We start from the raw sequence: 22835 nt of genomic DNA on the forward strand, positions 1-22835 counted from the left end.
GGATTGTCGAAGGCCCTGGCGGTCCAGGACCGCGGTTCTCGCGGGGTGGGAGCCGGAACGACCCGGCACGAAATCGTTGTGGCTGCTTCCTTCCGGACCTGACCAGATTGGCGACGGCACCGTCCGCCCGACTCCCGCGCGGCCTATGCGCGATGACGATCGCCAGGGCAACCCAAATCCCCATGCCCGAAATGCAATGCGGGCGACCGGCCCGCACCAGGCGGGGCGATCGCCCTCGATTGTTTCAGCCGTCGATCCCCGGCCTTCGAACGGCCGGGGTCACCATTATACGCACCTCAGGCGGCGTCGAAGATCTTTCCCCACGCGCGCACCGGGCGGTCCTTCCACAGGCCGCGATGATAGGCGTCCGACGCCAGCAGCGGCATGACCGATCCGGCTTCCGCGAACACCATCTGTTCGATGCCCGTGTTCACCTTGCCCCAGCTCGCCGCTTCCTGCAGCGTCGATGAGGAACAGGCACCGTCGCGGACATCGGCCACGGTGATCTGCACCGCATATTTGTGCACCTGAACATCGTCATGCCCCAGGATCTCGGCGCATACGACGGTATCCTGAATGAAGTTCTTCGGCACGCCGCCGCCGATCATCAGCAGGCCGGTGGTGCCCGCCTTGATCTTGATGTCGGTCAGCTCGCGGAAATCGGCAATCGCATCCAGCACCATATAGGGCTTGCCCGCCTTCACGCTGTCGACCTGATGCTTGACCAGGCCGAATCCGGCCGAGCTGTCGACGAACGCCGGGCAGAAGATCGGCACGTCATGCTCATAGGCGAGCTTGACGAGGCTGTTCTCCTTCTTGCCATGCTCGACCAGATATTTGCCCATCTCGCGAATGAACGCGCGCGAGCTATAGGGGCGCGGTTCCAGCGTCTCGGCGATCTCGAAGATCGTGTGGTCGACATGCTGCAACTGTTCTTCGTCGATATAGGTGTCGTAGATCCGGTCGATCAGCAGCGAGCGCAGCGTGTCGTCATCGGGCACTTCCAGCGCCTGATAATGTTTGTGACCCAGGCCTTCGAAGAAATCCATGTCGACGATCGACGCGCCGGTCGCGACGATCCCGTCGACCATGTTGTTGCGCACCAGTTCGGCATACAGGTCCATGCAGCCGCCGGCGCTGGTCGATCCCGCGATCACCAGGAAGATCGTGCAATCCCGATCCGCCAGCATCTGGTTGTAGATGTCGGTCGCCCGGCCGAGATCGCGGCTCGTGAACGACATCTTCTTCATCGCGTCCACGATCGGGCGCGCGTCGAAGCTCTTGATGTCGATATGCTCGACCTGGGTGGACAGCAGTTCCGCCTTGCGGGTGTCGTTGATCTTGGTGTCGGTCATGGCTTCTTCTCGCTTCTTCCCCTCCCGCAAGGCGGCAGGGGCTAGGGGTGGGCGCATGCGGCCCACGATCACGGTCTTGGGAACGGGACGACCCACACCCGCCCCCTCCGGCAAGGGAGGGGATCAGGTCGGTCTAACCCGCTTTGATTACAGCGTAACGACGTTCGACGCGACGATCACGTCCTCATCCTCGCCGTATACGCTGGCCATCGGCTCATCGGTCACGACGACATTCTCGCCGGCGGTAAAGCCGTTGAACCCCGTCCGCATCGCGCAGCCATAGGCCCCCAGCATCCCGATCTCGATATAGTCGCCGGCCTTGGTGTCGCCCGGCAGCATGAACGGACCGACCATATGATCCATGTCGTCACAGGTCGGGCCGTAAAAACTGAAACCGAGATCCTTGGTAGTCGACACCGTATCGCGCAGCAATTCGGTCGGAAACCGCCAGGCGACATGCGCCGCATCGAACAACGCGCCATAGGCACCGTCGTTGATGAACAGTTCGTCGCCGCGGCGCTTCTCCACCCGCACCAGCAAGCTGGCATATTCCGCACACAAGGCACGGCCGGGTTCGCACCACAATTCTGCGGAATAGCTGATCGGCAGGCTCTCGAACGACTGCTTGATCGCATCGAAATAGGCCCCCAGCGGCGGCGGGGTCATGCCGGGATAGGCCGACGGAAAACCGCCGCCGACGTCGATCACGTCGACCGTGACCGCCGCACCGACGATCGCCGCGCGGACCCGGCCCATCGCCTGGATATAGGCCGCCGGGCTCATCGCCTGCGATCCGACATGGAAGCAGATACCCAGCGCGTCCGCCACCTGCCGCGTCGCCAGCAGCAACGGCGCGGCATCACGCGGTTCGACGCCGAACTTGGATGCCAGGCTGAGCTTGCTGTGATCCGACGACACCCGCAACCGGACACAGAGCGTCAGGTCGGTCGCATCATTGGTCGCGCGGCAGATCTTTTCCAGTTCCTCCAGCGAGTCGAGCGAAAAGGTCCTGACGCCGTGAACGGCATAGGCCTCCGCAATCGCCTCCTCCGCCTTGACCGGGTGCATGAAGCACAGGGTGGCCTCGGGCAGCGTCCGCGCGACCAGGCGCACCTCCGCAATCGACGCGACGTCGTAATGCGTGATGCCGCTTTCCCATAGGATCCGCAGCAGATCCGGCGACGGGTTCGCCTTTACCGCATACATCGACCGGCCCTGGAACTTCTCGACGAAGAACCGGGCCGCGCGCCGTGCAGCGTGCGGACGAAGAAGCGTGACCGGCTGAACCGGACGAAGGGCGGTTGCTAGCCCCAGCGCGCTATGATGCTTGTGCAATTCAAGGGACCTCCAGTGGTCGTTCCGACAAAAGCTGCCTTGCGGTGGAAGTCCCATGGGGCAGCGGACGCGTTACATAGGAACCCTGCCCCCCCCTGTAAAGTTGCAATCGAAACCGATCGTCGATGATCGGGCGATCCCGCGACGAAGGGAGCGCACCCACCGACGAACCCCGCATTTCCAGGATTTTTGCGGCATTGCGGCAACAATGCGATCACGCCCGACTGCCCGATCGACCGCCGCGGATCCCGTCGCACGTTAACCATTGGCCGACGCCGCGCCGACTCATTCCCGGCGTACCGCCCCTCGAAAAGCGGTATGGGGAGTCACGTGTCGTCCGACGCGACCGCGATGGCTTGCGCTCGCCCCTCGGCCATAGTCCAGCCGCCCGAACCGGTGCTTGTCGCATATGCCGGTGCGATGCGGCGCCAATGGCTCATGTCGTCATCGGATGAACCACGCAGCGGCTACCCAGTCCCACCAATGCCGATCATAGCAATCTGCCGCCGGACGAAGGTCGCGGTTCCAGCAGCCGCGCCGTCCGCCACCGGCCATCCCGCCGGAACGCAGCGCCGTTCGTCCGCCCGCCTTCAGTCCCTCCATTGGAAAGGCCCGATCGCTGCAAATCGCCAAGGCGGATCAGGCGACCATCCGTTGCACACCCGTCGGTCATCACCCACGTCGACGGATCACCTGGGTGATCAGCCGACCCCGGACCACTGGGCCGGATGGCCGTCAGGGCTCAAGGATCGCAGGCCGCGACCCATGGCAGTGATCGAACGGAAAACGGGCGCCGGCTTCATCTGCCGACGCCCGCATTCAATCCTCGACCGGACCGGTCATCATCTGTTCGGCGACCCCGGCTGCGTTGGCGCGGATAGCCTTCTCCAGCCGTTCGGCAATCTCGGGATTCTCGCGCAGATAGGTCTTGGAATTCTCGCGGCCCTGCCCGATCCGGATCGAGTCATAGCTGAACCATGCGCCCGATTTCTCGACCAGCCCAGCCTTGACGCCGATATCGAGCAGTTCGCCGTTCTTGGACACGCCCTCGCCGTACATGATGTCGAATTCGACCTGCTTGAACGGCGGCGCGACCTTGTTCTTGACCACCTTCACCCGCGTGGCGTTGCCGACGATCTCGTCGCGATCCTTGATCTGCCCGGTCCGCCGAATGTCGAGACGAACCGAGGCATAGAATTTCAGCGCGTTGCCGCCCGTCGTCGTCTCGGGCGAACCATACATCACGCCAATCTTCATGCGGATCTGGTTGATGAAGATCACCAGCGTCTTCGACCGGCTGATCGATCCGGTGATCTTGCGCAGCGCCTGGCTCATCAATCGCGCCTGCAGGCCGACATGGCTGTCGCCCATTTCGCCCTCGATCTCCGCCCGCGGCACCAGGGCCGCGACCGAATCGACCACCAGCACATCGATCGCATTGGACCGGATCAGCGTGTCGGTGATCTCCAGCGCCTGTTCGCCCGTGTCCGGCTGCGACACGATCAGCTCGTTGGTGTCGACGCCCAGCTTTTTGGCATAGCTCGGATCCAGCGCATGCTCCGCATCGACAAATGCCGCAGTGCCGCCCAGCTTCTGCGCTTCCGCGATCACATGCAGCGCCAATGTGGTCTTGCCCGATGATTCCGGGCCGTAAATCTCCACGATCCGCCCGCGCGGCAGACCGCCGATGCCGAGCGCGATATCCAGCCCCAGCGAGCCCGTGGAAATGGATTCAATCTCGACCGCTTCCTTGCTGCCCAGCTTCATGGCCGAGCCCTTGCCGAATGCGCGATCGATCTGCGCCAGCGCGGCTTCGAGCGCCTTCTGCCTGTCCATGTCGGCCTTTTCCTTTTCGGATCCGATGAGCTTCAATTGAGCCGCCATGATGTCGATCCTCTCGTCCAAGGTCCAGTCCGTGTAGGATTGGCATGTACGCGCTTTGTTCTAAGAGAACAAGTGTGGAACGAACAATTTGGTAGAGAGCGCCGTGTCAAGCAAGACAGGCGGCCTGCAACGCACTTTCCACGCGGTCCATCGTAAACGGTTTCGGCAGGGTCGGCGCCGCGGCATGGCGTTCCGGCGGCGGTTCGATCATCCCGCCCGTGGCGATCACGAACGCGATGCCGCGATCGGCCAGCGCGTCGGCCACGGCCCATGACGGCTCCCCGCCGCGCAGGTGGACGTCCAGGATAGCGACGTCGAACGGTGTTCCACCGATATGGTCGAGCGCGGTTGCGACGGTGTCGGCGCTTCCCGCGACATTATGTCCCAGGGCGTCGACGAAATCTTCGAGCATCATCGCGATCAGCGGCTCGTCTTCTACGATTAGAACGGAAAGAGGCTCGGTCATGGCTCGGCTTTAAAGCGGGAAGGGCCGCTGCGATAGTGGCTTGGCGGCCACTCTGTGACAGCAATGGTTAAGCGAAATCAAGATGCTGGTGCGATCCCGCTATTTCGTCCGCACCAGCGCGGCACCCAGCGCGTCGCGCGCCGCCTGACCCAGCTGCTGGACGGAGAAGGGTTTCGGCAGGAACGCGACATTGTCGATCGCAATCGACCGCCGCAGCTGTTCCTCGGCATAGCCCGACATGAACAGCACCGGAAGCTGCGGCAGCTGTTCCCGTGCGTGGCGGACCATCGTCGGGCCATCCATGGTGGGCATGACCACGTCGGTGACCAGCAGGTCGATCGTCACCGGCTCCGCATTGCCGGCGCCCCATTCGCCAATGCCCAGCATTTCCAGCGCGAGTTCACCGTTGGACGCGGTCAGCACGCGGTATCCCTGCCGCACCAGCGCACGTTCCGCGACGGCGCGCACCATGTCCTCATCCTCGACCAGCAGGATGGTTCCGGTGCCCCAGACTTCCGACGGCATTTCCTTCGGCGGCGGCAACGCGACTTCGGCTTTCGAATCCGCCTGATGCACCGGAAGGTAGATGACGAAGCTCGTCCCCTGCCCCATCTGCGAATCCGCGAAGATGAAGCCGCCGGACTGCTTGACGATGCCGTACACGGTCGAGAGGCCCAGGCCGGTGCCCTTGCCGACCTCCTTGGTGGTGTAGAACGGTTCGAACACCTTGCCCAGCACCTCCGGCGGAATGCCGGTGCCGGTGTCGGTGACGCTGAGCGCGGTATAGTCGCCGACCGGCAGCACGTCGGATCGCAGATCGCGGACCTGCGCCGCGGTGACGCCGTAGGTCTGGAGCGTCAGCGTGCCGCCCCCCGGCATCGCGTCGCGCGCATTCACCGCCAGGTTGACGATCACCTGCTCCAGCTGGCCCGGATCCGCCCGCACCGCGCCCAGTCCGCGACCATGCTTCACCTGCAACGTCACGGTTTCACCCAGCAAGCGTTTCAGCAGATTGGAGATTTCGGAAATGACATCGGGCAGCTGCAGGACCTGCGGCCGCAGCGTCTGCTGACGCGAAAACGCCAGGAGCTGGCGGGTCAGGCCGGCGGCGCGGTTGGAATTATGCTTGATCTGCTGGATGTCGTCATAATCGCTGTCGCCCGGCGTATGGCGCATCATCATCAGGTCGCAATGCCCGATGATCGCCGTCAGAATGTTGTTGAAATCATGCGCGACGCCGCCGGCAAGCTGGCCCACCGCCTGCATCTTCGTCGCCTGCGCCACCTGCCGCTTCAACTTGGACTCTTCGGTGCTGTCCTTCAGACTGAGCAGAACCGATGCGTCGCCCAGCCCGCGCGCGGTCGCGATGGTCAGCGATACCGGTTCCTCCGGCCGGTGCCGCAGCCGTATCGAAAGGTCGCCCGAATGTTGCCGCCCCGATCCGAACCGCCGCACCGCGTCCGATACGGCTCCCTTGTCCTCCTTCACCACCAGATCGCTCGGATAGACCACCGCATGGCCCGGCTGAAGGCCTGCCGCCCGCTCGAACGCGGCATTGACGAACAGCAACCGGCCATCACGCTCCGCCAGGGCCAGCCCCAGCGGCAGCATCGCAAGCAGATTATGGATATGGACCGCCGCCGCCGCAGCACTGGGCGCGGGCAATCCCGCGCCGGGGCTCTCGTCCAGGATCAGGAACAGGCTGGTGTCGCGGTCATGATCGATCGGCACCTGGACCAGGCGCAGCGGATCGATCTCGTCGCCGTCCGCGGCGAAGCGGATGCGGTCATCCGGTCCGCGCCGCAACAGATCGGTCAGCAACCGGCCGGTCGCATCCGCATCGACCGCGTCCAGCGCGCGAGCGGACAGCACGCGGTTCGCGCCGAGCAATCGCCCGTCGCGGTCCACCAACGCCGCCATCACGCCCGCGGCCCCCATCTGCCGACCCGGATCGCCGGTCACCAGCGTCAGCAGGTCGCGGGCGGGATCGTGGACATGATGCGGATGAAACCGCCAGACCAGATGGTCTTCGGCCTGGCCCGCCCTGGCCACGCGTGCGGAAAGTTGCTGCTCCGCCGTCTGCAACGCCGTCACGTCAGCCGACCCGTCGCGCCACGCGGCGCGGCCGCCGGCTGCCAGCCGCGAAGCGCCATCACCCTCAAACGCAATGGCGGACGGCGCCGGCAACCCGCCGAACCATGCTTCATAGGCGTGATTCGCACAGAGCAGGCGTCCGTCACGGTCGGTGACGGCAATCGCATCCCCGTCATGCTCGATCGCGGCAAAGGTCAGCGACCAGTCGACCAGCGGCGTGCCCGCGAGCGTCGATTGCCGGCGGACGGCGCGTGTGAACCAGACCAGCGCGGTCAGCGTCAGCACCGTCGCCAGGAACAGCGTCGCGACCAGTGGCGCTCCGGCCATCCACCCGATCGCCGCCGCGCTGACGACCCCCGCCAGGACCACGCAGATCAGGGCAAGGCGCGTGATCGGATCGATACCAGCGGGCGTTTCGGGGGAGGAGGACATGATCGCCCCCTTTCGTCCCGCCGGGGGGCAAGCGTCAAGCCGAAGCCGCCGCCTGACCGCCCGACATGGACGTCTTCGACAACGCTACCAGATTCGGACGCGCTGCTCCGGGGTCAGGTACAGCTTCGATCCCGGCGTCGGCTTCCACGCCGCATACCACGGGTCCAGATTGCGGACGACGGATACGCGCTGCTCGGCGGGCGAATGCGGATCGGTCAGCAATTGCTGGCGCAAGGCCGCCTCGCGGTCGTTGCGGCGCCACACCTGGGCCCAGCCCAGATAGAAACGCTGGTCACCGGTCAACCCGTCGATCACCGGCGCGGGCTTGCCCCCAAGGGACTTCTGATAGGCGCCGTATGCCGCGGTCAGCCCGGCCAGATCGCCGATATTTTCGCCCAGGGTCAGCCCGCCCTGCACATGCAGGCCCGGAATCGGTTCATAGGCGTCATATTGCGCCACCAGCTGCGCGGTCAGCGCCTTGAACTGCGCGACGTCCTTGGGCGTCCACCATTCGGTCAACTTGCCGGTCGCGTCATATTGCGATCCCTGATCGTCGAAATGATGGCTGATCTCGTGGCCGATCACCGCGCCGATCCCGCCATAATTGATTGCCGCATCCGCATTCGGATCGAAGAAAGGCGGTTGCAGGATCGCGGCCGGGAACACGATCTCGTTCATCCCGAAATTGGCATAGGCGTTGATGGTCGTCGGGGTCATGCCCCATTCCCCACGATCCAGCGGTTGGCCCAGCTTGTTCAAGTCGCGCTGATATTCGAACGCGGTCGACCGCTGGACATCGCCCAGCAGGTCGCCCCGCACGATCCGGAGCGCCGAATAATCCCGCCAGCGATCGGGATAGCCGATCTTGGGGCGGAACGCCGCCAGCTTGGCGCGCGCCTTCACCTTGGTTTCCGGCGCCATCCAGGTCAGTCCGTCGATCCGCTCGCCCATTGCGGCGATGACGTTCTTTACCAGCGCGTCGGCCTGTGCCTTGGCCTCGGGCGGGAAATAGCGCGCGACATAGGCCTTGCCCAGATCCTCGCCAATCTGTGCGTTCACCAGCGCGACGCCGCGTTTCCAGCGATCACGGTTCTGCGGTGTTCCCTGCAACTGCGTGGAATTGAACGCGAATGCGGCATCGACGAACGGCTGCGACAGATAGGGGGCATAGCGGTTGATCGCCCGCAGCGTCAGATAGTCCTTCAACACCGGCAACGGTGTTGCCGCGACGATCGTCGCGGATCCGGCAAAGGCACTGGGCTGCGCCACCAGGAACTGCTTCTGCGCGGTCGTCCCGGTCGCGGCAAGATAGGCATCCCAATCGAAGCCGGGTGCCTTCGCCGCGAAATCCGCGCGCATCCATTTGTTGTAGGTCTTCACGCTGTCGCGCGAATCGATCCGCGTCCACTGCACCTGCGCCAGCCGCGTCTCGAAATCGATCACCGCCTTCGCCCGCGCCGCGCCATCCGCGATCCCGGCCAGCGTGAACAGCTTGATCAGATAGGCGACATATGCCGTCCGCGCCTCGGCCAGCTTGGCGTCGCTCTTCAGATAATAATCGCGGTCCGGCAGGCCGAGGCCCGACTGGCTGAGCGAGACGATATAGGTTTCGGGGTCACGGTCATCCTGTCCCACGCCGATCCGGAACGGGGATGCCACGCCCACGCGCGCCAATTCGCCCATCTTCGCGGCCAGCGCCTGCTTGCTCTTGACCGCGGCGATCCCGGCCAGCGTCGGCTTCAGCGGCGCGATGCCCTTGGCATTGACAGCAGCTTCATCGATGAAGCTGGCATAGAGGTCGCCCATCTTCGATCCCGGCATCTTGGCCGCCGCCTCCAGGATCTCGCGGCTGCGCTGCGTCGACAGGTCGTCAAGCGCCGTGAACATGCCGTAACTGGATCGATCCGCAGGAATCGGATGCGTCTTTTTCCATACGCCATTGGCAAAGCTGTCGAAATTGTCGCCGGGCGCGACGCTGCGGTCCATCCCGCCGGTGTCGAAGCCGTACGTGCCGATCTGCGGCGCGCCGGACGGTGCGGTGACGGCCGCCGGCGGCGTGGCCGGCTGCAAGGCATAGGTAACGGTGGCGATGGCGGCCAAGGCGGGCGCGCCGAGCAGGGCGATCTTCAGATGCATGATAATCCTTCAATACAGCCAGTCGCGGAATGCCGCGAAACGCATCAGTCTAGACGGGCCCGCCCCGCTTGAAAGCCGGGCCACGCGCACGTCCGTCGATCGATCCGGACCTTCCGTCGAAAATCAGTCGCAGCGCGCGCCGCGCTCGCGGGCGCGGGCATGCCATTTGTGCCCGATCCAGATCCGCCAGCCGATCGTCGCCAGCGCATATCCGATCACTCCGGACGCAACCGCCAGGACGGTCAACCCGCTGAGCAGGCCGGGCGCGGCCGACGACAACAGCCAGTGTTTCCAATCGGCAAAGCTCGCGCCGGCATGGATCATCCGCATCACGGATCCCGGGTCGGTTTCCATCCCGAACAAGGCGCTGGCGATCCACAGCGAGGCGATGACGATCAACGGGGTCGTGACCGGGTTCGACAGCAGGGTCGTGCCCGCCGTCAGCGGCACATTGGCGCGAAACGGGATCGCGAGCAGCGCCGCGGACAGTGGCTGCACGAACGGGATCATCACGAAGATCCCGACCAGCAGCCCCAGTCCGATCGCGCGCGGTACTGACCGCCGGGTGAACCGCCACAACGCCGGGCGCAGCAGCAGATGCGCGACGGGCCGCAACATGCGGTTGCCCTCCAGTTCCTCGCGGCTGGGCAACATCGCGCGGATGCGATCGGCGAGCCAGGTCTTAGCCACGTTCGCGCATGATCCGGGCGCGATCGCGGGTCCAGTCGCGATCCTTCTGCACCTCGCGCTTGTCGTGCAGTTTCTTGCCCTTGGCCAGCGCCAGCTCCACCTTGGCGCGTCCGCGCCCGTTGAAGTAGATCGCCATCGGGATCAGCGTCATGCCTTCGCGAGACACGCCGTTGCGCATCTTCTCGATCTCGCGTTCGTGCAACAGCAACTTGCGCGGGCGCTTGGGCTCATGATTGAAGCGATTGCCAAAATTATATTCGGACACATTGGCGTTGACCAGGAACACCTGTCCGTCCTTCACCTCGGCATAGCTTTCGGCGATCGATCCCTCGCCGAACCGCAGCGACTTCACCTCGGTCCCGGTCAGCGCGATGCCGGCCTCGAAAAATTCCTCCAGGAAATATTCGAACCGGGCACGACGATTTTCCGCCACGACCTTCACTTTTTCGAATTGAGCAGGCTTCGGCCGGGCCATCAGGCGATGATTCTCGTGTGGAAAGGGGATGTGACGCGACCGCCGATATGGGGCCGCCGGACGATATTCATAGCAGACCGGCAATTTCCAGCGCGTGATCGACCAGATTGCGGCTCAACTCGGACGGCCACGTCATGGGCAGGCGCAGTTCGGTCGGGAAATCTGCCATCACGCGCGACATCGCATATTTGATCGGGCCGGGCGACGCATCGCTGAACAACGCGCTGTGCAGCGGGAACAGCCGATCCTGCAACGCCAGCGCGTCGGGCCAGCGTCCCTCCCGGCACGCCGCCTGGAAATCCGCACACAGCCGCGGCGCGACATTGGCCGTGACCGAAATGCAGCCCGCCCCGCCCATTGCCATGAAACCGAGCGCCATGTCGTCATTGCCCGACAGCTGGCAGAACGCGGTGCCGCAGGCCAGCCGCTGCGCCGTCACCCGCGCCGCATTGCCGGTCGCGTCCTTCACCCCGATCACGGTGGGCAGCGTTGCCAGATGCGCCATCGTCTCCACCGAAATGTCGACCACCGTCCGCGCCGGAACATTGTACAGCAGGATCGGCAGGTCGCAGCCGGCGGCGAGCGCTTCGAAATGCGCGATCACGCCCGCCTGGCTGGGGCGGTTGTAATAGGGCGGCACCAACAGCGCCGCAGCCGCCCCCGCGCGCTTGGCCGCCTGCATATGTTCCAGCGCGACCTGCGTGTCGTTCGATCCGCAGCCCGCGATCACCGGCACCCGCCCCGCGGCCTGTTCGACGCACACCGATACCACGCGGTCATGTTCCGCGATCGTCATCGTGGCGCTCTCGCCGGTGGTGCCGCACGGCACCAGCGCGCTGCTGCCCGATTCGATCTGGAAATCGACGAATGTCCGATAGGCGCGTTCGTCGAACGCTCCGTCGCGGAACGGCGTCACCAGAGCCGGAATGGACCCGCGAAACATGCGCTTCTCCCTTCACCCCGGCGCCGCCAACCGGCATAGTCGCCAGCATGTCACAGCCCCGTGATCATTCAGCGCCTGATAAGGACGCCCCTGCCACCGTGTCCAGCATGCTTAGTCGTATCGTCCTGTCTTCCACGCTGCTCGCATCGGTAGCGGCGGCCGCGCTGACCGCGCAACCGGCCATCCTGGCGCCCGCCGTGCCCGCTGTGGCCCCAACCCCGCCATCCGTGACCGCACCGGTCGTACCCGCCTATGATCCGATCCGCGCCGTCATCGCCGAATGGAACCGGCTGCGGCAGAGCGACGGGTTCGCCTTTGCCGATTATGCCCGCTTCCTGACCGCCCATCCCGGCTGGCCGGGGGAGGCCGCGATGCGCCGCACGGCGGAAAAGCGCCTGGAAACCATGGGCGCCGATCCGCAACTGGTGGTTGCCTATTTCACGCGCTTCCCACCGAACTCCCCGTCGGCCTTTGCGCGCCAGGCCGACGCGCTGTCCGCGCTCGGCCGCACCGCGGATGCGCAACGCGCCGCCACGGCCGCCTGGACCGGCGGTTTCATGCCAGCCGATATCGAGGCCGGGCTGCTCACCCGTTTTGGCGGCGGTTTTTCGCCGACGGATCAGGATCGCCGGATGGAGGCATTGCTCTGGGCGCGCGCGACCGTGCCTGCCACACGGCAACTCGCACTTGCCTCCGTCGCCCGCCGGCCGCTCTATGCCGCACGACTGGCGCTGCAGGGTAACCAGCCGGGCGCCGGTGTCGCCCCCGCCGGGTTCGACAGCGATCCCGGCTATGTCGTCGATCGTGCCAACTGGCTGCGCAACACGGGCCAGAGCCCGGCGGCGCGCGCCTATCTTGCGGCGCCGTTGCAGATTCAGGGCCAACCCTATGATCCCGAACGCTATCTCGACACGTTGCTGACCATCGCCCGCGCCGCGGCGACGGACAACCAGTCCAGCTTCGCCTATGCGATCGCGGAGAAGGCGGAAGCCGCATTCCCACCCGGCACCGACATCCGCGAACGCGATCTGGATGAACGCGACGATTATACCAGCCTGGTCTGGCTGGGCGGAATCACCGCACTCAAGAAGCTCGCCCGTCCAGCCGATGCCGCGACGATGTTCGCGCGCTATGCCCGTGCGGCGCAGACGCCGCAGACTCAGACCAAGGGCCTGTACTGGGCCGGCCGCGCCGCGCAGGCGGCCGGCAACGCCGCCGCCGCCACCGCCTATCTAACCGAGGCCGCGCAGCATATCGACCAGTTTTACGGGCAGCTGTCCGCCGAACGGCTCGGACGCCCGCTGCTGCTGCCTCCGGAGACGGCGCCGGCCGCGATCGCTCCGGCGCAACGTGCCGCGTTCGACGCCAGCGAACCGGTGCGCGCGGCGCGCCTGCTCGGCCGGGATGGCAATTGGCAGGATCAGTCGCTATTCGTCCGCGCGATCGCCGCAGACGCCAGGGACCAGACCGCGCATCAGCTCGCGGTCGAGCTGTCGCGCCAGATCGGCCGCCCCGATCTTGGTGTGATGGTCGCGCGCAACGCGCGGATCGGCACCACCGATCCCGTCCGCTACGGCTTTCCGATCGTCAGCGTTCCCGGACCGGTGGCCGGCGACTGGACGATGATCCACGCGATCAGCCGGCAGGAAAGCCAGTTCGATCGCCAGGCCAACAGCCGCGTCGGCGCGCGTGGCCTGATGCAGCTCATGCCCGCCACCGCGCGCGAAACCGCGACCAAGCTCGGCCTGCCCTATGATTATGGTCGGCTGACCAGCGATACGCAGTATAATATCCTGCTCGGCTCGACCTATTTCCGGCGGATGCTCGACTATTATGGCGGCAGCCATGTGCTCGCGATCGCCAGCTACAACGCCGGCCCCGGCAATGTGAACCGCTTTCTCCGCGCCAACGGCGATCCGCGCATGCCCGGCGTCGACGTCATCGACTGGATCGAGGCGATTCCGCTCAGCGAAACTCGCGGCTATGTCCAGCATGTCCTTGAAAATGCTGTGGTCTACGACATGATGAACCCCACCCGCGCGCGCATGCCTGCGACGAACCGGCTGTCGGCCTATCTCGGCAAGCGCCCGTCCTGAGGTGCCCGGCCCCTCCGTTCGGTTCGAGCCTGTCGAGAACACCGCGCAAGACTCTCGCCAGGCCCCGAGCAGACGGGATCAGGAAGACAGCGACCTGCGAAACGGCGTAACCTGACCCGATGACCGATCGCCCGAACTACATCACGCCTGCCGGCTATCACGCGATGCAGAAACGCTACGCCCAGTTGCTGGGTGACGAGCGCCCCAAGCTGGTGGAAGTCATCAGCTGGGCGGCGGGCAACGGCGACCGGTCCGAAAATGGCGACTATATCTATGGCAGGAAACGACTGCGCGAAATCGACCGCGAACTCGGATGGCTGTCAAAGCGGATGAAGTCCGCCAAGGTGGTCGATCCCGGTCGACAGACCGAGCGCCACAAGGTGCTGTTCGGCGCCTGTGTCACGATCGCGGACGAGGACGACGCAGAACGCATCCTGACGCTGGTGGGGGAGGACGAGGCCGACGCCAGTGCCGGCCGGATCAGCTGGCGCTCTCCCATCGCCTTCGCACTACGCGGGGCCATTATCGGCGATGTCCGCCGCGTCGATCTGCCTGGCGGTGCGAAGGACTATGAGGTGATCGCGATCGCCTATCCCGATGCGGATCCCTGATCCAACTTCAGCGCGGCGCCATAATGCGCGCGGGCCAGTGCCATCGTCGCCGGGTCCGCGTCCGGTGCCTTCATCGGCACATGGCGTTCCAGGCGGTCGACGATCGTCTGCAACACCGCGATCCGTGCCGCCTTCTTGTTGTTGCCGTCAATGACATGCCACGGCGCGACATCGGTATCGGTCTTGTCGAACATGTCCTGCATCGCATCCAGATAGCCGGCGCGCTTGTCACGGTTCCTGAAGTCGTCGGCACCTGTTTTCCAGCGTTTCCACGGATGCGCAATGCGGCGCAGGATGCGTTCGTCCTGCTCGTCCTGGGTGATGTGCAGGAAGATCTTGACGATCGCGGTCCCATCGGCTGCCTGCTGCGCCTCGAACGCGTTGATTTCGGCATAACCCCGCGCCCAGATGTCCGGCATGGCATAGCCTTCGATCCGCTCGACCAGTACCCGGCCGTACCAGCTGCGATCGAACACCGCGATCTCGCCGTCCCCCGGCAACCGGTTCCAGAACCGCCACAGGAAATGGCGGCGCTTTTCCTCCGGCGTCGGGGCCGCGATCGGCCACACCCGATAGTTGCGCGGATCCCACTCCGCGGTCAGGCGCTGGATCGCCCCGCCCTTGCCTGCTGCATCCCAGCCTTCGAACAGGATGATCGATCGTCGTTGGTGGACGATGTGCGCGACCTGGATCTTCGCCAGCCGCGCCTGCAACGCCGCCAGGTCGTCCGCATAATCGCCGTCATATTTCTTGCCGGCTTCCTGATCGGACAGGTGGATGGTCATCGGCGGGTTCCCGTCGTCGTCATGGGATGATCCTGTCCGAACCGGACGGGGCGGCGCGGGTTCCCGCCTGCGATCAACCGACCCCGTCCACCACCCGGATCGACAGCTCCCGCAACTGCTTCGGCGTCGCTGGCGCCGGTGCCTGCATCATCAGGTCCTCGGCGCGCTGGTTCATCGGGAACAGCACGACTTCGCGGATGTTCGGCTCCTCCGCCAGCAGCATGACGATCCGGTCGATCCCCGGCGCGGACCCGCCATGCGGCGGCGCGCCATATTTGAACGCGTTCATCATGCCGGAGAAGCTCGCATCCACATCCGCCTGGCTGTAACCCGCGATCTCGAATGCCTTGTACATGATTTCCGGCTTGTGGTTCCGGATCGCACCACTGGAGAGTTCAACTCCGTTACAGACGATATCATATTGATACGCCAGGATATCGAGCGGATCCATCGTCTCCAGCGCGTGCAGTTCGCCCTGGGGCATGGAGAAGGGATTGTGGCTGAAATCGACCTTCTTGGCGTCCTCGTCATATTCGAACATCGGAAAGTCGACGACCCAGCAGAATTTGAACACGCCCTCCTCGATCAGGCCGAGTTCCTCGGCCGTCCGCGTCCGCGCCGCCCCCGCCAGCTTGGCGGTCGGCAATTCCTTGCCCGCCGCGAAGAACACGCCGTCGTTCGGCCCCAGCCCCAGCGCCGCGATCAGCTTGGCCGTCGCCTCTTCGCCGTGGTTCTTCGCGATCGGACCGGCCGGCACGCCGTCCTTCATGTTGATATAGCCCAGACCGGCATGGCCACCCGCCCGTGCCCAGTCGTTCATGTCGTCGAAGAACTTCCGGCTCTTCGCCCCCGCGCCCGGCGCCGGGATCGCGCGGACCGCGCCGCCACCCTCCACGATCCGCGCGAACAGGCCGAAGCCCGATCCGACGAAATGCTCGGTCACGTCGATGATCTCGATCGGGTTGCGCAGGTCTGGCTTGTCCGATCCGTACCGCAGCATGGAATCGCGATAGGCGATGCGCGGGAACGGCGCCGGCGTCACCGTCCGGCCCTTGGCGAACTCCTCGAAAATGCCGTGCAGTACCGGCTCGATCGCTGCGAAAACATCGTCTTGCGTGACGAAGCTCATCTCGAAATCAAGCTGGTAGAACTCGCCTGGTGAACGGTCCGCGCGCGCGTCCTCGTCCCGGAAACAGGGCGCGATCTGGAAATAACGATCAAATCCGGCGACCATCAGCAGCTGCTTGAACATCTGCGGCGCCTGCGGCAGCGCGTAGAATTTGCCCGGATGCACCCGGCTCGGCACCAGATAGTCGCGCGCGCCTTCCGGCGATGACGCGGTCAGGATCGGGGTCTGGAATTCCATGAATCCCTGATCGATCATCCGCCGTCGGATGCTGGCGATCACGTTCGATCGCAGCACGATATTCTGGTGGATGCGCTCGCGCCGCAGGTCGAGAAAGCGATATCGCAGCCGGATATCCTCGGGATAATCCTGGTCGCCCGCCACCGGCATCGGTAACTCCTGCGCCGCCGACTGCACGGTGACGGCATCCGCCACCACCTCGATCGCGCCGGTGGCAAGGTTCGGATTGGTCGCGTCCGGTCCGCGCGCCACCACCGTGCCTTCGATGGTAACCACCGATTCGGCCCGCAACCCGTCCAGGATGCGCAAGGCTTCGCTGTCCGCCTTCGCCACGATCTGGGTCAGTCCGTAATGATCGCGCAGATCGACGAACAGCACGCCACCATGGTCGCGCTTGCGATGGATCCAGCCGGAAAGGCGAACGGTCTCGCCGACGTCGCTTTCGCGAAGGGCGGCGCAGGTGTGCGAGCGATAGGCGTGCATGACATCAACTTTTTGGTGAAACGGGATGCCGCCGCTTCACGCGTGCGCCCGCGGTTTGTCAAGGCGCGTACAGCCGCTATGACGGGCGCATGAAGATCCATCCCCTGATCACCGACAGCCAGACCCTTGCCGATCTCTGTGCCCGTCTCGCCCGATCGCCGTTCGTGGCGGTCGACACCGAATTCATGCGCGAAAATACCTACTGGCCCGAACTCTGCCTGATCCAGATCGGCGATGCCGAGGAAGCGGCCGCGATCGACCCTAAGGCCAAGGGGCTGGACATGACCCCGCTGATGGACCTGATGGTGGAAAACATGGACGTATTGAAGGTATTCCATGCCGGCGGCCAGGATCTGGAGATCATTCACAACATCACCGGCAAGACACCCTACCCACTGTTCGATACGCAGATCGCGGCGATGGCGCTCGGCATGGGGGAACAGATCGGCTATTCCAACCTCGTCGAAAGCATGGTGGGTGTGAAGCTCGACAAGGGGGCCCGCTTCACCGACTGGGCCCGCCGCCCGCTCGACAAGCGCCAGATCGACTATGCGATCGGCGATGTCACCTATCTGGCGCAGATCTTCCCGAAGATGCTCGGCAAGCTCAAGCGCCAGGGCCGCGGTGCGTGGCTGGATCAGGAGATGGAGCGGCTTGGCGATCCGGCGAGCTATGTGAACATTCCCGATCTCGCCTGGCTGCGGATCAAGATGCCCAGCCGCAAGCCCGAAGTGCTCGGCCGGTTGAAGGCGATCGCCGCCTGGCGCGAACGCGAGGCGCAGCAGAAGAACCTGCCCCGCGGTCGCCTGATCAAGGACGAGACGATCGCCGACATCGCTGCGCACCCGCCGGTTGCACAAGGCGATCTCGGTCGCGTTCGTGGCCTGTCCCCCAGCTGGGCCTCGAACGAGATCGGCGCGCGCCTGCTCAAGGTCATCCAGGATGCGACCCCGCTACCCGACTCCGAAATGCCCCCGCGCGAGGATCGCAAGCCCGGCCTTGGCAAGGACGGCGCACTGGTCGCCGACCTTCTTAAACTGCTGCTCAAGATCCGCGCCCGCGATGCCGACGTCGCGTCCAAACTGATCGCCCGCGCCGACGAACTCGAACTGCTCGCCGCCGGCCGCCGCGACGGCCTGTCGATGCTGGAAGGCTGGCGCTACGAACAGTTCGGCCGCGACGCGCTCGACCTGGTGGAAGGCCGCCTCGCCTTCGCGGTCGTCAACGGCAAACTCACCATGACCCGCACCGCGCTCGAAAGTGATCTGGACCACGTCATCCCGGGCTGAAAGGTTCAAGGCAAATCAGCAACGGCGATGTTTGAGTGATCCCCATCAGCCCGGTCGGTTCGCGTTTCCTCGCCAACCCTTCGGTTTAAGATCCCCGACCTCCGTTCGGTTCGAGCCTGTCGAGAACCCATCAAAGCTGATCGACCAACTCGAATCCACCAACCAGCGCTCTTACCCCACCGCCAGCACCGGCTTGCGCCCCAGCGCGGTCGCCAGGGATTTCAGCCGGCGCTCGACGGTTTCCCCGGCCAGATCGCCGCAATCGGCGGGCAGTGTCAGCCGTACCGCATCGGCCGTCAGGTCCAGCGCGCTGCCCTGCAACGGCCCCGCGACGCCGCCCGACAGGCGCTGTCCCAGCCGCATGGCCAGGCCCCAGCGGTCCGCCATCGCCTTGTCCTCCGGCGTGAACAGATGATCCAACAGCGGTACCGGCAACGTGCCGCCAAAGCTGGTATAGAGTGCGCGCGCCATCAGTGCCCGGCCACGGGCGTCGATCCCGACCCAATTGCCGTGCAGCGCGGTTTCCAGCCCGCGTTCGGCGCGAAATTCGGGATGCGCGCGCCACCCTACATCCGCAAGCAGGCAGGCGGCATGCCGGATCCGGGCATCCTCCGCGCCCTCCTGCGGGAATAGCGGCGCGATCCAGCGATCGAGCAGGTCGCCATGCTCCGGAAACCGTCCCTGCCGGATGCCTTCCTCGCGCGCGGCGGTGACCAGCGGATCCTCGCGCCGCTGCGCCTCCGACAGCGCCGCATGCAGCAATCCCTCGCGCAGGCCGTACGCCGACGCGATCAGCGAGCTTGACTGCAACTGGCGCACGACGACGCTCAGCAGCGCGGCGGCATCAGGCAAGGTCGGCATGCGCGACGTCGACAGCCCGACCACCTCACGCAGCCGCTTTTTGTCGATCTGCGCCAGCACGCGCACCAGCCGCGCCGCGCGGTCCGCCGGCATGCGATAATGATGGATGATCGGCAGCGGCCAATCCTCCAGATACATGTCGAGCCGCGCCAGCGCGCGCCACGACCCCCCGACCAGGTAAAGCGGCAGGCCGAGCGGCAGATCGGTCCACCCCGCCGCCTCCAATCCGCTGGCGACGGTACGGTCCAGCACCCCCCGCCCCTGTGCCCGGATCGCGCCCAACCGCAATACGCCCAGCGGCAACGACAATTTCTGATGCACCGCGCCGTCACGAACGCGGATCAGTTCCAGGCTGCCACCACCCAGATCGCCGACGATCCCGTCGGCACCGGGTATCCCGGCCAGCACCCCCATGCCCGCCATCGTCGCTTCGGCATCGCCCGACAGCAATTCCACATCGAGCCCCAGCGCCGCGATCTGCTGCAGGAACGCGGCACCGTTGCGGGCATCGCGTACCGCCGCGGTCGCGACCGTGCGCAGCGTCGCCACCTGCATCTGCCGCGCCAGCGTCGCGAACCGGGCCAGCGCCACCAGCCCGCGCGCCATGCCCTCTTCGGCCAGCGCGCCGTCCTTGGTCAGGCCCTTGCCAAGCCCGGCCATCACCTTCTCGTTGAACAGGATCACCGGTGTCCGGGTCGGCGCGTCATAGACGACCAGTCGGATCGAATTTGACCCGATATCAATGATCCCGATGCGACCGGGCGCGGACGCGGCCTCATCCTTGCGACGGAATAGGGGTAGGGCCATGCCGCGGGAGTTAGCCGAGAAGGAGGGAATGTGGAAGCCCTCTCCCTCCTTCTTACCCTCCCCTTCCGGGAGAGGGTAAGAAGGAGGGAGAGGCCGATCCCGTCACACAACCCGAAGCCTGTGACCCGATTCTTTCCTCACCCTGCCATTCGCAAGGGCGAAGGGACCCCTCTCTTTCGTGCAGGGAGAGGGCAAGGAAAAACACTAAGCCCCGCGCTTCAGGCTCAGCTTCGGCACCGCACCGCTTCGCGCCTCGCCCCGGCCCGATAGCGACGGATTGGTCATGAAGTAGCGGTGGAGGTTGAAATGCCGCCGCCCGGTGTGCACGCGCTCATAATCGCCGTCGGCCTGCAATTGCCAGCTCTGCTCGTCGTCGATCAGGTTGGCGACCATCACCTGTTCCAGGATCTGCGCATGCACGGTCGCATTCTCGATCGGCAGAAGATATTCCACGCGCCGGTCGAAGTTGCGCGGCATCCAGTCGGCGGAGGAGATATAGACCTTCGCCTGCCGGTTCGGCAGCGCCGCGCCGTTCCCGAAGCACATGATCCGGCTATGTTCCAGGAACCGCCCGACGATCGATCGCACGCGGATATTGTCGCTCAATCCCGGCACGCCGGGACGCAGGCAGCATATGCCGCGGATGATGCAGTCGATCTGCACCCCCGCCGCACTCGCCCGGTACAGCTTCTCGATGATCGCCGGATCGACCAGCGAGTTCATCTTGATCCAGATTGACCCTTCGCCGCCGGCGCGCGCGATGTCGATCTCGGCGTCGATCAGCTCGGCCAACCTTTCGCGCAACCCCATCGGGGAAATCGTCAGCAATTCCATGTCATGCGGTTCGACATAGCCGGTGATATAGTTGAACAGCCGCGCGGCATCGCGCCCGGCGCGCGGATCGGCGGTGAAGAAGCTGAGATCGGTATAGATGCGCGCCGTCACCGGGTGATAATTGCCGGTGCCGAAATGACAGTAGGTGCGGTAGGTTCCGTTTTCGCGCCGCACCACCATCGATACCTTGGCATGCGTCTTCCAGTCGATGAACCCATAGACCACCTGGACGCCCGCGCGCTCCAGCTGGCTGGCCCACATCAGATTCTGTTCCTCGTCGAACCGCGCCTTCAGCTCGACGACCGCAGTGACCGACTTGCCCGCCTCGGCCGCGTCAACCAGCGCGCGGATCACCGCCGACTGCTTGCCGGCGCGGTACAGCGTCTGCTTGATCGCGACCACGTCCGGATCCTGCGCCGCCTGTTTCAGGAAGGCGAGCACGACGTCGAACGACTCGTACGGGTGATGGACGACGATGTCCTTCGACCGGATCGCCGCGAAACAGTCGCCGCCATGTTCCCGGATCCGTTCGGGAAACCGCGGATTGAAGAGCGGGAATTTCAGGTCCGGCCGATCCTCGTCAACCAGCTGTTCCAGATCGGCGATCCCCAGGAAGCGCCCGGTATCGGTGATGATCGCGTCGCTGCCGCCAATCTCCTCCTTCACCAGCTTTTCCAGATCGTCGGGCATCCCGACTTCCATCACCAGCAGGATCACGCGCCCCTTGCGCCGCCGCTTGATCGCGGATCGGAAGTAGCGGACCAGATCCTCCGCTTCCTCCTCCAGCTCGATATCGCTGTCACGGATGATCCGGAACGCGCCGTCGCCTTGCACCTCATATCCGGGGAACAGGACATTGGTGAACCGCCGGATCACGGTTTCGATCGCGACATAGCGCGCGCGGGGCCGCACGCCCTTGTCCATCTCCAGATCGGGCAAGCGCACGAAACTCGGCAGGGTCGCCGGCACCATCAGCAATTCGCGGATGGGCTCATCGTCGGCCAGCCGGCGCAGGTCGAAGATCAGGCTGAAACCCTTGTTCGGAATGAACGGAAACGGATGCGCCGGGTCCAGTGCCTGCGGCGTCAGCACCGCAAACACCTGTTCCCGGAAGAACCGCTCCAGCCACACGGTCTCGTCATCCCGGATCTCGGCCAGGTCGAGCACGTCCAGCCCCGCATCGGCCAGTTGCGCGCGCAGGCTGGTCCACACGCGCTGCTGCGCATCCATCAACCGGTCGGCACGCTCGGTGATGGCGGCCAGTTGCTGCGCCACGGTCAGCCCGTCGGGTGACCGCGTATCGACGTCCTGCAACATCTGACCCTTCAGCCCCGCGACCCGGACCATGAAGAATTCATCGAGGTTGTTTCCGGAGATCGACAGGAAGCGCAGCCGTTCCAGCAACGGATGCGCCTCGTTGCACGCCTCGTCCAGCACGCGCTGGTTGAACGCCAGCCAGCTCAGCTCCCGGTTGAAATAGCGCTCACGGAGCGAAATCGGCGGTGCTGCAGGATCAGGGAAGGCAGCGGGCGGGAGCGGGACAGCGGACGTTTCCATGACCGGGACCTTAGCGGATGTCCGATGACGCGTCGATGAATCCGCAGGCGATCAACGCGGTACGCGCCAAAGGGATGGTAAGACCCTGCTGACGCACCAGCGCGGCGCTGTCCAGTGCATCCACCACGCGTGCGATCGCGACATGGCTCCGGTCGACCCGCGCCAGGATATAGCTTGCCACCAGTGGCGCCAGCGGCAGGCCGCGCGCACCCAGGCCTTTTGCCAGCAACGCCGCGGCCAGCGCGTCGTCGGGATCGCCGATCGCGACCGCAGGCGTCGCCCCCAGCCGCGAACGCAGGTCCGGCAGCGTCGCATGCCACAGCGGCGGCGGCCGAT

Annotated in this window: 17 protein-coding genes and 1 other RNA gene; 3 read left to right on the forward strand and 15 right to left on the reverse strand. The window is 65.2% G+C overall.

Annotated elements, in window-relative coordinates; translation table 11 throughout:
• Positions 1–42: 42 nt before the first annotated feature.
• The 10 genes from ffs to dapA form a co-directional block, all read right to left on the reverse strand.
• An RNA gene (gene ffs, locus VF649_RS01110) (signal recognition particle sRNA small type) lies at positions 43–138 on the reverse strand.
• Positions 139–296: 158 nt separating this feature from the next.
• Positions 297–1355, reverse strand: a complete 1059-nt coding sequence (locus VF649_RS01115) for a 1,9-bis(guanidino)-5-aza-nonane synthase (RefSeq protein ID WP_331010115.1) — start codon at positions 1353–1355, stop codon at positions 297–299.
• Positions 1356–1502: 147 nt separating this feature from the next.
• Positions 1503–2690: a type III PLP-dependent enzyme gene (locus VF649_RS01120; protein ID WP_331010116.1), complete on the reverse strand. Its 1188-nt coding sequence runs from the start codon at positions 2688–2690 to the stop codon at positions 1503–1505.
• Between the two features lie 819 nt (positions 2691–3509).
• Positions 3510–4574: a recombinase RecA gene (gene recA, locus VF649_RS01125; RefSeq protein ID WP_331010117.1), complete on the reverse strand. Its 1065-nt coding sequence runs from the start codon at positions 4572–4574 to the stop codon at positions 3510–3512.
• Between the two features lie 106 nt (positions 4575–4680).
• Positions 4681–5040, reverse strand: a complete 360-nt coding sequence (locus VF649_RS01130) for a response regulator (RefSeq protein WP_331010118.1) — start codon at positions 5038–5040, stop codon at positions 4681–4683.
• A 99-nt stretch (positions 5041–5139) separates the two neighbouring features.
• Positions 5140–7566 (reverse strand): ATP-binding protein, encoded by a 2427-nt coding sequence (locus VF649_RS01135; RefSeq protein ID WP_331010119.1) that lies wholly within the window; start codon positions 7564–7566, stop codon positions 5140–5142.
• Between the two features lie 84 nt (positions 7567–7650).
• Positions 7651–9702: a M13 family metallopeptidase gene (locus tag VF649_RS01140; protein ID WP_414713620.1), complete on the reverse strand. Its 2052-nt coding sequence runs from the start codon at positions 9700–9702 to the stop codon at positions 7651–7653.
• A gap of 123 nt (positions 9703–9825) precedes the next feature.
• Positions 9826–10392, reverse strand: coding sequence for a DUF2062 domain-containing protein (locus VF649_RS01145; protein ID WP_331010120.1), 567 nt, complete (start codon positions 10390–10392; stop codon positions 9826–9828).
• Positions 10385–10867 carry an SsrA-binding protein SmpB gene (gene smpB / locus VF649_RS01150; RefSeq protein ID WP_331010121.1) on the reverse strand — a complete coding sequence of 161 codons (483 nt, stop codon included), beginning with the start codon at positions 10865–10867 and terminating at the stop codon, positions 10385–10387. Before smpB ends, VF649_RS01145 begins: the two co-directional genes overlap by 8 nt.
• 67 nt (positions 10868–10934) lie before the next feature.
• Positions 10935–11810: a 4-hydroxy-tetrahydrodipicolinate synthase gene (dapA, locus tag VF649_RS01155; protein WP_331010122.1), complete on the reverse strand. Its 876-nt coding sequence runs from the start codon at positions 11808–11810 to the stop codon at positions 10935–10937.
• 107 nt (positions 11811–11917) lie between these two features.
• Between dapA and VF649_RS01160 the strand changes: the two genes are divergently transcribed.
• On the forward strand, positions 11918–13906 hold the full coding sequence (locus VF649_RS01160) for a lytic transglycosylase domain-containing protein (protein ID WP_331010130.1): 1989 nt from the start codon (positions 11918–11920) through the stop codon (positions 13904–13906).
• Positions 13907–14025: 119 nt separating this feature from the next.
• Complete coding sequence (locus tag VF649_RS01165) at positions 14026–14517, forward strand: GreA/GreB family elongation factor (protein WP_331010123.1); 492 nt, start codon at positions 14026–14028, stop codon at positions 14515–14517.
• Here VF649_RS01165 and VF649_RS01170 read toward each other — a convergent pair.
• Positions 14496–15302 (reverse strand): polyphosphate kinase, encoded by an 807-nt coding sequence (locus VF649_RS01170; RefSeq protein WP_331010124.1) that lies wholly within the window; start codon positions 15300–15302, stop codon positions 14496–14498. The two genes, VF649_RS01165 and VF649_RS01170, sit on opposite strands and share 22 nt — an antisense overlap.
• 73 nt (positions 15303–15375) lie before the next feature.
• Complete coding sequence (gene aspS, locus VF649_RS01175) at positions 15376–17151, reverse strand: aspartate--tRNA ligase (protein ID WP_331010125.1); 1776 nt, start codon at positions 17149–17151, stop codon at positions 15376–15378.
• Between the two features lie 89 nt (positions 17152–17240).
• Here aspS and rnd point away from each other — a divergent pair, with 89 nt between their 5' ends.
• The gene (gene rnd / locus VF649_RS01180) at positions 17241–18440 is read left to right on the forward strand and encodes a ribonuclease D (protein WP_331010126.1); all 1200 of its coding nucleotides are present in this window, start codon (positions 17241–17243) and stop codon (positions 18438–18440) included.
• Positions 18441–18611: 171 nt separating this feature from the next.
• On the opposite strand, the gene VF649_RS01185 is transcribed toward rnd, so the two are convergent.
• The 3 genes from VF649_RS01185 to VF649_RS01195 form a co-directional block, all read right to left on the reverse strand.
• On the reverse strand, positions 18612–20108 hold the full coding sequence (locus VF649_RS01185; protein WP_331010127.1) for a Ppx/GppA family phosphatase: 1497 nt from the start codon (positions 20106–20108) through the stop codon (positions 18612–18614).
• 204 nt (positions 20109–20312) lie between these two features.
• On the reverse strand, positions 20313–22499 hold the full coding sequence (locus VF649_RS01190; RefSeq protein ID WP_331010128.1) for an RNA degradosome polyphosphate kinase: 2187 nt from the start codon (positions 22497–22499) through the stop codon (positions 20313–20315).
• Positions 22500–22509: 10 nt separating this feature from the next.
• Positions 22510–22835: HdaA/DnaA family protein (locus VF649_RS01195; RefSeq protein ID WP_414713621.1), on the reverse strand; the 326-nt coding region annotated here is incomplete at its 5' end.

The organism is Sphingomonas sp. (assembly GCF_036387535.1).
Classification (GTDB): domain Bacteria; phylum Pseudomonadota; class Alphaproteobacteria; order Sphingomonadales; family Sphingomonadaceae; genus Sphingomonas_R.